This window comes from Leptospira borgpetersenii serovar Javanica (genome assembly GCF_003046425.1).
Lineage (GTDB): Bacteria > Spirochaetota > Leptospiria > Leptospirales > Leptospiraceae > Leptospira > Leptospira borgpetersenii.
On the sequence record NZ_QAJG01000021.1, the window covers coordinates 1 to 13041 of the forward strand.

Sequence of the window (13041 nt, forward strand, 5' to 3'; positions counted from 1 at the left end):
TTGACAGAAGACAAAATCTCATTTCGAGAGAATTACAATTTGAACCAAACCCAATGACAAACAAATATCCATATTATGTAAAAGAATAAAAACCACCCAGATCAAATATCAAAAAGTTCTAATCCACCTACCGCCGCCGAAGGAAGAATCTACAGAAATTTCAGTCCACTCTAGCGGAATTTCATCCGATGTATAAGAATACGTCCTATTACATTCCAACTTAACATGTACTTCCTTAAGAATCGGTTTTTCATCTTCGGAAAGACCGTAACGAAAATATTTTCCACAATCACCCATTCCTCTGTATTTTATAAAGGATACAAATTCCTTGGTCTCTGGTTTAAAAAACCTTACGATGCTTTCACTTTTAAAACTTTCCCTAAGAACAAATTCTAAAATTCTAGGAACTCCTGCTTTTAGAAAATTCTTTTTCATTTTCAGCCGTCGAACTCATGTTATTTTACGATTCCGCGCTCTGTGAGAACGGATCGCCGCTTACAGTTTTCTGTCCTCTGGATGAGGGATTCCCTCAAAAGCGCTAGCTTTTCTAGTTACAAAGGTGGGCGGCTGAGAACGAGTTAGAACGAAAAAAGCCGCCCGAGAAAAAGAGAAAGTCGGAATATCTTTCCGGTTTGTAATTCTTACTTATTTTTAAAGAAATTTCTTGTGCCGATCCAGATTTCGGGAAGATAAGCTCCGATTAAGATTAGAGTCAAACCGCTGAGAGTCCATTTTGTAATCAAAACATTTTCCGTAAAACGAGTTAACCCCACATTTAAAATACTAATGTACCAGCCGATTGCAATGAAAATAAAACCGACAGCATGGGGAATTATGTAATTCAAAATCGTGTTCATATTGATTCCTTTGGATAAAATCTATAATGAGGAGATTTTGAGGGAAGAACAAATGGGTTCAAGTGGTTTTCGAGTTGATTAGAATTTCGAGTTTTGGAAAGTTTCTAGCTATGTCAGAAATTCAAAATTGGGACGAGGACGACTTTCCGATTCCCATAAAAGAGGTCGGAAAGGCCGAATCCAGGCTTTCCGCCTTACTATTCAATTTGTTAAGTCGTCATTCTCCTATGAATTTTACGAAAATTCGTTCTTTGCTTCCGGACCATTATCAGAATTTGGAAAACCCGGATTCAGACCGGAAAAAACTTTCCAGAGATATGGAGGAGTTGGGGGAGCTCGGTTTTTTGGTTCGTTCCACACAGGAGGGTTACGTTCTCGATCGAAACATATCCAATCGTGAATTGCGATTGGAAAAGGAGGAATTGCGGGTGCTCGCAGAAGCGATTCTTAGATCGTATCAAGAAACTCCTTCTTTGCAACTGTATTCTTTGTCTCAAAAGTTGTTTGAAGGAAAACTGGACGTTTATCCCGAATTGGAAATGGATCTAAAAACTCAAAAGTCGTTGAGTCAAGTGGACGAGTCGGAGGAACTTCTGAAAAAACTTTTAGAGGCTTTGAAAACGAAATCCCCTGTTCAATTTTTATATTATAAAACCTTTCCGGAAGAAACCTATCGGGTGGAAGTTGATCCGATTCGATTGATTCGAAAAAATTCGGAGGACTATTATCTTTTCGCCTACGACAGAAAGAAAAAAGAAAGAAGGAGATTCGTTATTCCTAAAATCACGAGAGTGGAAGCGATTGCTGAAAATCCTCTTTATCAACCTCAAGGGCAAAAAAGGGAAAACTCACAAGATTGGGTTTTGCACCCCGCTCTATTTCAGGTACATGACCCGATCGAAGTCGAATTAATTTGCGATCCGGAATCCTCATACAAAGTTCGAAATTCAATATCGGAAATTTCTTATGAAGAATTTTCCAGAGATTCGTTTCGGCTTAAGGTCACGAATAGGGAAGGACTTTTCCCGCTATTGATTGAAGCGAGAGATTCGATCAGGGAAATTCTTCCGGTGTTCGTTGCTTCGGATTTCAGGAAGTATATGGAACAAATTGTAATTAATTACCGATCCTTGCTAAAAGGTTAAAGATAAACTTGGGAAGATTGATGGTCGATTTCTTACTTTTTAATTTGATAATATAATCGAATTCATCTAAAAATTTGATTTTAGAATCCGCTCTTTGGATTTTATAGAGGCACCCTGAAGAAAGTTGGAATCTGAACTTTGTAAATCTATTCTTAACGTGAATTCGATATAAGATTCTGTCCCAAAGCTGGGACAGAATCTTGCAGCTTGATCTTTCTGACAAAGCAGAAAACTAAACGAGTTCGACTCCCTAAGGGTCGCTCTGCCGGTTTTGGGCCGAGCTGTAAGAAAGTTTGGTCGAATCCAGTCTTTGTTTACAAAGGCTGGAGCCCGGCTTCAGTTTTAGTTTTGAAACGGAAGGAAGTAATATTCACCATTCTCCAATGTTGGGCATGGATACCCAAGGTTCTTTCGGTGGAAGTGCGTGTCCTTTTTGGAGAAGTTCGATTGAAATGAGATCAGGGGAACGAAGAAAGGCCATTCTTCCATCTCGGGGAGGGCGATTGATCGTAATTCCTCTGGAAACGATTTTGGAACAAGTTTCGTAGATATTTTCCACTTCGAAAGCTAAATGGCCGAAGTTTCTTCCGCTTGTATAAGGTTCTTTTTGTCCCCAATTGTAAGTTAGTTCGATTTCGGGTGCGTCGACTTCTCCCGTTGATAGGAAAACGAGTGTGTATTTGCCTTCAGGGTGTTCTTTTTTACGAACAACGACGAGTTCTAGCGTTGTACAGAAAAAATCCAGAGCTTTTTCAAGGTCTAAAACCCGTATCATAGTGTGAAGGTATTTCATAATACTCTCTTTTTTCCCAATCTTCACGATTTTGGGAATGGTAATTTGTAGAATTGAAGTTTTTTAAGAGCTATCCCAAGTACCCGTCGAGCGCCAATAGAAGCGAGACGTTGAGTTATCCGAGCGCCAATAGAAGCGAGACGCTTTAGTTTAACAAAGATGTAAAAGGGAGTGTTCCAACAATAGGGCTCATTCGAAAGCTGATAAACTATCATATCAAAGGGGAGTAATTTGTGAGAATTTCTTAGTCTATAAAAAATTTACGATTCTATTTCTATCTAGATTTGGGATAGATCCTAAATTTGTCTTAGCGGGTTTTGTGAGAGTTTCTACAAAATTTTTTAGAGTGAATTCCGCTTTTATCTTATTTTTGAGGATTTGGGAGAATTTTACTAGAAACTATCCAAAAATATCTTAGAGTGATTGAAATTGGCATTCTAAACGAAGATAAGGCTTTGTCCCAAAAGGAAACTAAAGTGGCGCTCCTCTTTAAAGATCGCTTCCGCAGGTTTTGGGCGCACTGTAAAATAAGTTTACACTCTTAAAGTATCAAAAAGTAGGAACTCCTACGGGTAACAATGGAATCAGTAGAGGTACCTCGATACAATATTAAAATATGTCTTTTTCTACGGATAAGATAGAATCATATAATTTCCCATTTTGTTTGAAAATTGTTCAATTTACCCTCTGTTTCTAAAAAATAAATGCCTAAAAATTGAACAAAAGCTGCTTAGTTAAGCATTTATTCAGATTTTTTTCAAAATAAAACTTTACTTAGTTATAATGAATATAGTTTCCTCATTTGTAAAAGTAATTTTAAAAAAATGCTTATAAAATGAAAACTATTGTATTCAAGCTCGGCAATCGTGTTCTAATTGCACATATTTTTATATACTGTGTTTGTTATAAGCAATTTTGGAAAAAAATCGCAAATATTAAGCTTATCGGAATAAAAATGTATGTTTCCCGGCCATTTTTGGTCAAGTGTGCTTAATGGAAATAGAATATGCAGAATTTATAAAGTGTTTGAATGGGTTGTTAAAAAAAGGTGCAAATTTTTTTTTGGTTTATTTCTTAAGGTGGTTGGTCAAATTAGCATTGAGGATTCATTCTTCAAAGAAAATATTTATCTGAGGTTTCAATAATGAAAATAAACAAACTGATTTCTATAATTTCCCTTCTTGGCTTGTTCGCTGCAAATTCTCTATTTGCAGTGTCGGAAGAAGTTGAGGATCAGCTTTTGGAAAAGGCGATCTTTGAAAGTGCAGTTACTAAAGAACAAAAGGCTGCGGTTGGAAATTATTTGAAAGCGATTGCACAACAAAAGGCGAATAGAGCCGAAGAACTTCGGGAACTTGCAAGAAGATCTACGGGTGGAAAATTTCTCGCAAGTAATATGCAGTCTCGAAAATATCTGAAACAAGCTCAATTACTGGAAAAAGAAGCTCAAAGATACCAATCCGTTCTTGGAAATTTTTAATTTTCCATTCATCTTATTTGATAGACCAAGATTAAAAAGGCGCCTTTTGGGCGCCTTTTTAATTGCAGTGAATTGTTTGGACACATTGAATAAAAAATGTATTTGATCAAGTTGCCATACGAAAATTTTAGAAGGATTGTAAATGTAAGTCGCCGGATCTTCCTTGAATTCCGAGTAAAAGTCGGGACCTTTGTCTGGATAGTTTTTTCATCTATCAAGATATTTGTCATTTCATAGGTGTATATATTTCTTCATCTTATGAATACAAGTGAATTTTGGAATAGGGTCTCCTCAGGCAAACTAAACATTTGATTCAGTCGGGTAACTCGATCTGAAACATAAAAAATGGAACGATTTTCGTGTCGGAACAAGTAAATGTCCGGAACGGAGACAAATCAGAGTGCGTCCTAAAATCTTAGAATACGGGAACTCTATTTTATTACGTTATTTCTGTTGGTTTTCTTGTTTTGTGGTAAACGCTCGCATCTAACCCACGGTTTTCAAGCTCGGAAGGGGTACCATTTTGTCTAAGATTTTGACCGTGCATTATATAATTATAATATTTTGCTTTAAGAGCCCGAAGCAGTGTCCGGGTAAATTTGAGAAGCTAAGATGAAAATAAAAATGCTGACGGCAATTCCCATTGATGCAAGTAATACGTCTTTTCCTACCTTTCGAAACGTTTCTAAATAAGGAAGATCCCTGAAAGTCATGAAATTGAGAATGATTTCCCTACCTGCGAGCATTCCTAAAAATACCCAAGTGGTCGACATTGGCATTTGACTCCATTCATGAAAGACAATCAGAATGGTGCCGTAAACCAAATCCACAATTGTTGCGGCTTTGGACCATTGAATATCCGATTTTTCCGTTACAATTTCTTGAATAGTTCCGCCGTTTGTATAAAGAATAATTCCTAAAGCAACGACAAGTATTCCGACTGCGAGGATGAATTCTAAAATAGAAAGTTGTCTAGGGAGATAAATTACGATGTTTGCCGCGTCTTGACGTAACCAAGCGATCCAAAGATAAATTGTGGATAACCATTGAAAAATAGCCCAACGTTTTTCACTTCTCGGATCTGGAATGTGATCTTCAGTATATTCTTTCGGATCGATTTTTACCAAAACTCCCCAAACAAAAATTGCAATGCCGAATGCAATTCCGTAACCGAAAAAAGATTTAGTCAGCATCTTTTCGATATTACTTCCGCTGAAAAGTCCCAAGATTAAAAAGGTGGTGGAAATAGGAGATTTCAGTCGGGTGATTACGACTAGAATCAATGGAGCTAAAAGTTGTATGAGATTGAATTTTCGAACTTCTGGAAAATTTTCCAAACGCCCGAAATGAATCTGGAAATCGTTCCAAATCCAAGTACCTAAAAAAATGACGACGATGGTCCCCCCTAAAACAATTAACTTTGAGATCCAGTGGACTACTTTTTTACTTTCTATAAAAGTTCCGATTGTTTGTACCGCGTCGTTTCCGGCTACGGAAAACGCGCTGATAAAAAATGCAAACCAGCCTAAGTAATAAGAGGAGGATCCGAATTGATAAGCGACAACCATCAGAATTCCGGCTATCGCAACCAACGAGTAAAATCGGATTTGATCTCGGGTACTAGGGTGTTGAAAATCTGTTTCATTTTGTTTCATCAGAGGAATATCTCTAGGCAAACGCTTAAAAAGATATTAATAAAATGTCGGAACTCCCGTCAAGGGGGTTCCGGTGTGACGTAAAGGGACTTTAATCTAGGAAACGTTTTCCGTATTTGGACTGTATGTCATGAACATCGAAAAGAATGAAAAAGTCGATGGTTTTAAAAACTTTGTCCCAAGCGGGGATTCCGCAAATTTGAGAACCCGCTCTGATATATCCCTTAATCAAGGCCGGAATTCTTTTATAAACGGCTTTTATATCATCCACTTGATAGTTCGGATCAAAGCCTGGAATTTCAAAACCTGGAAGGGGAGTTACGTCGAATTCTTTACTTACAAGAGCGTTCTTATCTTTTAAATAAGCGTAAACTTCATTAGCGGATCTCGTGTCGGTATGATGAATCGAACCACACCCGAAAAAATATCTAATGTTATGTTTCTGCATATAGGTTCCTAACCCAGCCCAGAGCATTGAAATCACGGATCCGTCCCTATATTCGGGGTGAACACAACTTCTTCCTATCTCTGCGGTTTCCGCGTCCAATTCGTAAATTTTAGTGATATCGAACTCATTGTCGGAATAAAAGCCTAGGTTTTGTTTTGCAACGGATCTTCGGAGAATTCGATATGTCCCAACGATTTTGTTTTCTCGATTCTTATCGATCACGATTAAATGGTCGCAAAAAAGATCATACTCGTCTCTGTCTTTGCGCGTTGCCGCTGATTGAGGCAGCCCTTCGCCCAATTCTAGATTGAAAACTTCGTAACGAAGTGCAAGAGTCCGCTCTATTTCCAACTGATTTTCGGCGATCCGAACCTCCAGTTTTCGTTCTGCTTTTACCCGGTTGTCGACGAAATTCGTTCTCATAACAACTCCTTCGGTTTTGAATTGTGCATTATCTTATTCGTTCTTTTTACGTTCAGATTACATGGGAAATAAATTTCTGTGACTTGATTCGGAAAAAATGAGTGTTGAATGTTCTCTTTAAGAATTGCTTGAATAGGCGGCTCTCCGCTCCGGTTATTGCGTTCGATTTTATTACATTCAATTTTCCTAATTCTAGTGACTTGACTCCACTTGATCCATAATACTGCGGCCCATAGAGAGCCATAACCAACCCCACAAGTTGAGAAGGGTTTTGGAATAGGAAGGATCAAAAACACACATTTTTCAAGTATTCCGACAAGAATGAGCTTTTTGCTTGCAAAAAGTATGATTTTCTGATAGAGAGAACTTTTCCGAACCGTTCCGCCACCCAAAAATGCAAGAGAAACTCAAGCCACCGCTCCCTATGGTCCCGCTCGAAAAAACTAAAGCGTCTCGCTTCTATTGGCGCTCTACGGGTTTTGGGATGTGCTGTAGATATCTAAGTTATCAAACCCTTTTACGAAACAGCCCATGAAATTACTATCTTTGTCGAGTTTATTTAACAAAGATTTTTTATTGATTAAAAAAATCAAAAGATGAACGTTCGGTTTTGTAACTTGAACTTGATGTAAATCCTTTTCTGTTAAGAATCGTAAAATCAAATTGTGATAACATTAACATTAATATCCTGAATGGGATTATTGAAAAATTAATTTTCTTCGTTAAGACGAATAGAAAAAATCGTTTGTAGATATTTATATTCAAAAAATATAATATTCATTTTTGAGCATCAGTTTGTCTTTTTATTCATTAAAAACAATATCCGAAATTTTCGCAACTATGATTCCGCAACGCTCAATTTGATCGTGTCTAAGATTTTGCTTACTTTTTTATCGAACTTCTTATTAAAGACGAAATAGTTTAAAGTTTTTTCCAAAAACAGAATCATTTCAATCGCTTTCCATTCAAGAATGTTCTTGTGATTACGAACTTTACCGGAGTGGATATAAGTGGAAATTTCACGAATGGATTCGTTTTTAAAATCCCTTCTTAGGGCAAAAAACAGAGCTTGTGCTTCCGGGGTTAAGAAGCGGAATTTTTTCGAAAATAAAACGGCATCATGAAAATACTCGGGACGAATTATCGCACCGTTTAATCGAAGAGACAAGATTAAAAATCCTATAAAATCGGAAATTTGGTGAAAGATTCCAAGTCCTGGAACGTCTTGCCCAGGATACAGCTGATTTTTATTCATAGATTGACGTTTCGGATGACGTGTTTGTAACCAATTTATGATGAGATACTTTTCCTTAAAGTAGTAATCGTTGATTTCTAACCTATATTCTTGTATGCTCAAACGAAGATGTAATAAAATCTCCTTATCGAAAATTAATACGAGCCTTTGAAAGTCCTGTCCCATACCCGAGATTTCAAGTTGAACTTTTTGATAACCTTTCTTTCGAATTTCCGGAAGAACTCCGGTGATTTCTAACAATTCTAAAATGTTCTCTCTTGTTAAAGAGTTAAAAAGATTACCCTCTTGAAATGAAAAAATCGAATCATCTATGCCGGCGGTTAGGAATTCGTCGTATACGAAGTCAAAAAATCTAGGGTTATTATAACTCGATTTAGCCATATAAAGTATAGAAGGTTTTCAAAACGAAATCTTCTTGTTTTCTGATTCTATCAGGATCTTTTAGTATTTCTTTTTTTCAAGGAGAATCCTCGATGAAAAAAGTGTGATTCAAAGTCGAAATGTGGTAATCGGCTACAAGTATGCAATCTTACGAAGCTGAATTTCAAAACTAGGTCCGCCCATACCGTTTGTCGTTCGAATCGAAATGACCCAATATCATGTCTTTCAACGTTTCGACTTATTTTTTTAAACGTATCTAACCTTCTTGTAAACGATTTTTGCTTTCCCATCCGCAAAGACTAGGCCTCAGTGCAATAGAATTGTTGAAAAAGTTCAGATTAACAAAACTGCTTCAATCGACCGTTTTCATAAAACATAGATTAGAATTGATTTTTCAACAATTCTAATCTATTCTTCGGGACTTTACTTTGTGTTCGTTACAAAAGCTGAGGAAAAAATTTCCGAAAAAACTTACATCATTATCGTTTTTTCCCGTTTAGTTTCTTCTTCAGAGAATGAATTATCGGTTATAGATTTCGCCGGATTTGCGGCACATACGAATACCTAATTTGTTTTAAAAATTAGGATGAGATAGGGAATAATTCGTGTTTCTAGTTTTGTTGTCGATTCTAATGAGCTTCGTCCCAATTGACTCCGAATTTTCCTTCCACAAGGATTGGAAGATCCAAAGGCATCGCATTTTCCATATGTTTTTTCATGGAGATTTTGAATTCTTCCTTTTCCTTTTTGTGAACTTCGAAGACAAGTTCGTCGTGAACTTGCAATAACATTCTGGATCTGTAATGTTTTTTTTCGATGTCCTCGTGGATATTAATCATCGCAATTTTTATCATATCCGCGCTTGTTCCTTGTACCGGACTATTGATCGCGACTCGTTTTGCTGCCTCTTTCGCGGATTTGTGAGTACTATTAATGTCAATTATCGGACGACGACGACCGGTTAACGTTTGAACGTAACCGTTTTTCTCGGCAAACTCGACCATTGAATCCATATAACTCTTCACTCCCGGATACTGTATCATATAACGTTCGATAAATGATTTTGCCTCGTCTCTTGGAATTCTAAGATTACGGCTGAGTCCGTAGGGGGTCACTCCGTAGATTACGGAAAAATTGACGACCTTGGCTTTATCCCTCATTTCGGGTGTGACTTCTTTTTCGGGAACTCCGTACAGAGCGGCTGCAGTTCTTATATGAATATCCAAGCCGTGATTGTACGCTTCCAACATCGCAGGATCCTTGGAGATATGAGCCATGATTCTAAGTTCGATCTGAGAATAATCCAAACTTAGAATTTCGTACTCATCAGAATCAACGGTAAATCCTTTTCGAAGTAACCTACCCTCTCGATCCCGAATCGGAATGTTTTGTAAATTGGGATCCGTGGAGGATAATCTTCCTGTGGCCGCGATTGTTTGATTATAACTTGTGTGAATTCTTCCGGTTCGAGGATTTACCATTTTGGGAAGAGCATCGACGTACGTGGACTTGAGTTTGGTGTACTTCCTATAGTCCAAAAGTTTTTCTACGATCGGATGTTCTCCTAAGAGTTCTTCCAAAACTTCATGATCGGTTGAATAACCGGTCTGAGTTTTTTTGACGGTTTTTAATTTCAAATCGTCGAAAAGAATTTTCTGTAGTTCTTTCGTAGAAGCGATGTTAAACGATCTACCTGCTTGTCTATGGATTTCGGATTCCAAGTGACGGATTTCACGATCGAAGTCGCGCGCCAATTCCTCGAAATAAGGAACGTCGAGAGCGATGCCGGTCTTTTCCATCTTTGCTAGAACGGAAATCAAAGGCATCTCTATATTCCGTAGAATCGGCTCCACTCCTGATTCCTTGATTTTCTTCCGAAAAATTTGATAGAGCCTGAAAGTGATGTCCGCGTCTTCTGCCGCATATTCTGCAACCTGCTCTGGATCGATGTCGGTCAGTTCTTTCTTTTTCTTTCCCGTACCGACAAGATCGTCGTAAGTGATCGTATCGTAATTTAGAAGATCTTTTGCAAGGACATCCATGTTATGACGTCTTCCTTCGGGTTGGATTACGTAGGAGGCGAGCATTGTATCGAATTGTATATTGTTCAATATAAAACCATGATTTTCTAATACGATGAGATCGTATTTGATGTTTTGCCCGACTTTCGGAACTTGACTGGACAATACCGGGCCCAAATGTTCTCGAATTTCCTCCAAGCTGAAGGACTTGTCTTGAAATAAGGAAGCGCTATTTTTTACGGAAACGTAGAAGCCTGTTTTTTCCTGATTGGAAAAAGAGATTCCCAAAAGTTCTGCCATAGCGGGATTCGGCGAAGTGGTTTCCGTATCTACCGAAAGAACTCTGGACTTCGGAAGTCCTCTGCAAATTTTTGAAAGTTCTTCCACGGTTGTTATGAGTTTATAAGTTCCTTTTTCTCCTGCGGGAATCGTTTTGGTTTCAGCGCTTCCGTCCGCGGCCGCATCGGTAACTTCAGCGTCTTTGGGAACTTCTTTTCCCGCCGACTTCGCGAGATCTTTCGAAAGAACGTTGTAACCCTGTGATTTGAAATAAACGATCGCATGATCCGATTTGTAATCGGGAGTTTCTATATCTTTTTCGGTGATTCCTAATTTCAGATCTCTTCGAATCGTTGCGAGTTGTTTGGAAAGATAGGCGTTTTCTTTTTGTTCCGAAAGTTTCGTTTGTATCGAGGGGTTTTTGATCTTATTTAAATTCTTATAAATCCCATCTAAAGTTTTGTATTCCTGAAGAAGTTTGGATGCTCCTTTGTCGCCGATCCCTTTCACACCCGGAATATTGTCTGAAGTATCGCCGACGATTCCCATATAATCCGGAATTTGTTTTACGTCTATGCCCAATTCTTCCTTTACCCACGCGGAATCGATTTCCACAAATTCGGTGACTCCTTTTTTTCCACGAAGCATTTTTATATTCTTTTTTTCTAATAATTGATATAAGTCCTTATCGCCGGAGAAGATCAGGATTTCTTTCGCGGTGGTCCGGTAAGTTTCACACAGAGTCCCGATGATGTCGTCGGCTTCGTGGCCTTCCATTTTCAGGACTTTAAAGCCGATCTTTTCGAGGGTTTCCATCACTTCCTTTATCTGAGGACGGAGATCTTCCGGCATGGGTTTTCGATTGGCCTTGTAGTCTTCGAAGGTTTTCCCTCTTTCCAAGGGTCCTCCCGGGTCAAAGGTCATCGCTACGTGAGTCGGAGTATAATCCTGTAGAAGTTTAAAAAGCATTTTAAAAAAACCGAATGTAGCTCCGCTGGGCTTCCCCGTTTTGGAATTTGTGAGATTGGAAGCCCCGAATGCGTAATACGCCCTAAATACGAATGCGTGCCCGTCGATGATAAGCAGACGTTTCATTCTTTTTCTCCGAAGAGCTCTTCGCCTAAAAAGGAATAATAGGCGAGCTCCGTTTTTCGAATCGTGTTTTTGATGGAGAATCTTTTGACGGATTCTTTGTTGAAGTTTCCGAACATTTTGCGAAGTTTTATGTCATCCATAAGGGTTTCATAATATTTTGCTAAAGAATCTGAGTCTCCGACTTCTGCAAGAAAGGCTCCTTTTTCGTGGGTCAGCATTTCTCCGATTCCTCCACCTTTGGTCGCGACGATCGGAAGACCGACAGCCATGGCGTCCAAAATCGACGTTCCGAGTCCTTCTTCCTTGGAAGTGAGTGTAAAAATGTCGAAAAGAGAAAAGATATCCGGAACGTCAGTTCTATAACCGGTGAAAATTATTTTATCAGAAATCCCTAATGTATCAGCAAGGTTTTCCAATTCCGTCCTCAGTTCGCCTTCACCTACAATAAAAACCTTAAAGTTCTTGGAAGGATCGATGTTTGAAATTGAGTTCAAAAGAGTTTTCTGATCTTTGTGGTCTACGAGTGCGGCCACGTTCCCGATCACGATTGTATCTTTTTTGATCGAGAATTCCTTTTTGTAGCGAGTCGGATCGGGCAGTTTTTTCGTAAAAGAGAAATCGATTCCGCTGTGAACGGTGACGGCCTTTGCGGGATCGACTCCGTCTCGAAGTAGGATTTCACGAATTCTATCGGATACGGTTAGGAAAAGATCGTTTCGTTTCGATTTATATTTCCACATTGAAAATAAGTTTTTTCTAATGCTGAAATCGACTCGCCGAGAGACTACGAGTTTTATATTAGGAAGTTTTGATTTTGCGAACAAGGCAAGTGTATGCGCTTTTGCAGTATGTGTGTGGATGAGTTTGATTTTTTTTTCCTCAACTACTGCGCGAATTGCTTTGACGGATGCAAGATCCCATTCTCCCCGCATGTTGAGCGCTTGGAACGAAAGCCCATGGTCGGAACACCGCCCTTCCAAAGCGGATCCGGGTTTGCCTACGATGAGTTGGGGGATTTTTCGCTTTTTTAAACCTTCTGCCAAAAGTAGGAGTTGTCTTTCTCCTCCTCTCCAGCCTGTTTCCGTGTCTATATGTAAAATCACCGGCTCAGTTTCCAGCTGCCTGTCATTTCTGCAAGGAATCCTTAAAAAATCACTGGACAGAAAAACTCTGTTTTTACGAAAATTGTTCTAATATATTAAACGGCAC

At 38.6% G+C, this 13041-nt stretch carries 9 protein-coding genes and 3 pseudogenes; 3 read left to right on the forward strand and 9 right to left on the reverse strand.

What is annotated here, in order from left to right; all coding sequences use genetic code 11:
• Window positions 1-89: pseudogene (locus tag CLV95_RS19470) on the forward strand (DUF1564 domain-containing protein); the annotation flags it as partial.
• Between the two features lie 19 nt (window positions 90-108).
• Here the strand turns inward: CLV95_RS19470 and CLV95_RS14485 are convergent.
• Both CLV95_RS14485 and CLV95_RS14490 read right to left on the reverse strand, forming a co-directional pair.
• A pseudogene (locus tag CLV95_RS14485) lies at window positions 109-390 on the reverse strand (hypothetical protein); the annotation flags it as partial.
• Between the two features lie 251 nt (window positions 391-641).
• Window positions 642-857, reverse strand: coding sequence for a hypothetical protein (locus CLV95_RS14490; RefSeq protein WP_002730120.1), 216 nt, complete (start codon window positions 855-857; stop codon window positions 642-644).
• A 110-nt stretch (window positions 858-967) separates the two neighbouring features.
• On the opposite strand from CLV95_RS14490, the gene CLV95_RS14495 reads away from it, so the two are divergent.
• Complete coding sequence (locus CLV95_RS14495; RefSeq protein ID WP_107694999.1) at window positions 968-2002, forward strand: helix-turn-helix transcriptional regulator; 1035 nt, start codon at window positions 968-970, stop codon at window positions 2000-2002.
• A 370-nt stretch (window positions 2003-2372) separates the two neighbouring features.
• Here CLV95_RS14495 and CLV95_RS14505 read toward each other — a convergent pair whose 3' ends face one another.
• Window positions 2373-2795 carry a VOC family protein gene (locus CLV95_RS14505; RefSeq protein WP_016561309.1) on the reverse strand — a complete coding sequence of 141 codons (423 nt, stop codon included), beginning with the start codon at window positions 2793-2795 and terminating at the stop codon, window positions 2373-2375.
• A gap of 1144 nt (window positions 2796-3939) precedes the next feature.
• On the opposite strand from CLV95_RS14505, the gene CLV95_RS14515 reads away from it, so the two are divergent.
• Window positions 3940-4275, forward strand: a complete 336-nt coding sequence (locus CLV95_RS14515) for an LIC10421/LIC12816 family protein (protein ID WP_002725979.1) — start codon at window positions 3940-3942, stop codon at window positions 4273-4275.
• A gap of 569 nt (window positions 4276-4844) precedes the next feature.
• On the opposite strand, the gene CLV95_RS14520 is transcribed toward CLV95_RS14515, so the two are convergent.
• From CLV95_RS14520 to CLV95_RS14545, 6 genes and pseudogenes are all read right to left on the reverse strand, one after another.
• On the reverse strand, window positions 4845-5930 hold the full coding sequence (locus tag CLV95_RS14520) for a hypothetical protein (protein ID WP_017853470.1): 1086 nt from the start codon (window positions 5928-5930) through the stop codon (window positions 4845-4847).
• Window positions 5931-6021: 91 nt separating this feature from the next.
• On the reverse strand, window positions 6022-6801 hold the full coding sequence (locus CLV95_RS14525; RefSeq protein WP_002734036.1) for a GNAT family N-acetyltransferase: 780 nt from the start codon (window positions 6799-6801) through the stop codon (window positions 6022-6024).
• A 491-nt stretch (window positions 6802-7292) separates the two neighbouring features.
• A pseudogene (locus CLV95_RS19475) lies at window positions 7293-7476 on the reverse strand (hypothetical protein); the annotation flags it as partial.
• A gap of 163 nt (window positions 7477-7639) precedes the next feature.
• Entirely contained in the window at window positions 7640-8437 is a 798-nt protein-coding gene (locus CLV95_RS14535; protein ID WP_002730096.1) for a hypothetical protein, read from the reverse strand.
• A 629-nt stretch (window positions 8438-9066) separates the two neighbouring features.
• Window positions 9067-11832 (reverse strand): DNA polymerase I, encoded by a 2766-nt coding sequence (polA, locus tag CLV95_RS14540; RefSeq protein WP_002733943.1) that lies wholly within the window; start codon window positions 11830-11832, stop codon window positions 9067-9069.
• Window positions 11829-12935 (reverse strand): glycosyltransferase, encoded by a 1107-nt coding sequence (locus CLV95_RS14545; protein WP_002734022.1) that lies wholly within the window; start codon window positions 12933-12935, stop codon window positions 11829-11831. The genes polA and CLV95_RS14545 overlap by 4 nt, the downstream gene beginning before the upstream one ends.
• Window positions 12936-13041: the final 106 nt, after the last annotated feature.

Bases quoted from the DNA above. Each gene is read 5' to 3' on its own strand.
- CLV95_RS14505 (WP_016561309.1), bottom strand. From the start codon at position 2,795: ATGAAATACCTTCACACTATGATACGGGTTTTAGACCTTGAAAAAGCT.
- CLV95_RS14515 (WP_002725979.1), top strand. From the start codon at position 3,940: ATGAAAATAAACAAACTGATTTCTATAATTTCCCTTCTTGGCTTGTTC.
- CLV95_RS14490 (WP_002730120.1), bottom strand. From the start codon at position 857: ATGAACACGATTTTGAATTACATAATTCCCCATGCTGTCGGTTTTATT.
- polA (WP_002733943.1), bottom strand. From the start codon at position 11,832: ATGAAACGTCTGCTTATCATCGACGGGCACGCATTCGTATTTAGGGCG.
- CLV95_RS14535 (WP_002730096.1), bottom strand. From the start codon at position 8,437: ATGGCTAAATCGAGTTATAATAACCCTAGATTTTTTGACTTCGTATAC.
- CLV95_RS14495 (WP_107694999.1), top strand. From the start codon at position 968: ATGTCAGAAATTCAAAATTGGGACGAGGACGACTTTCCGATTCCCATA.
- CLV95_RS14520 (WP_017853470.1), bottom strand. From the start codon at position 5,930: ATGAAACAAAATGAAACAGATTTTCAACACCCTAGTACCCGAGATCAA.
- CLV95_RS14525 (WP_002734036.1), bottom strand. From the start codon at position 6,801: ATGAGAACGAATTTCGTCGACAACCGGGTAAAAGCAGAACGAAAACTG.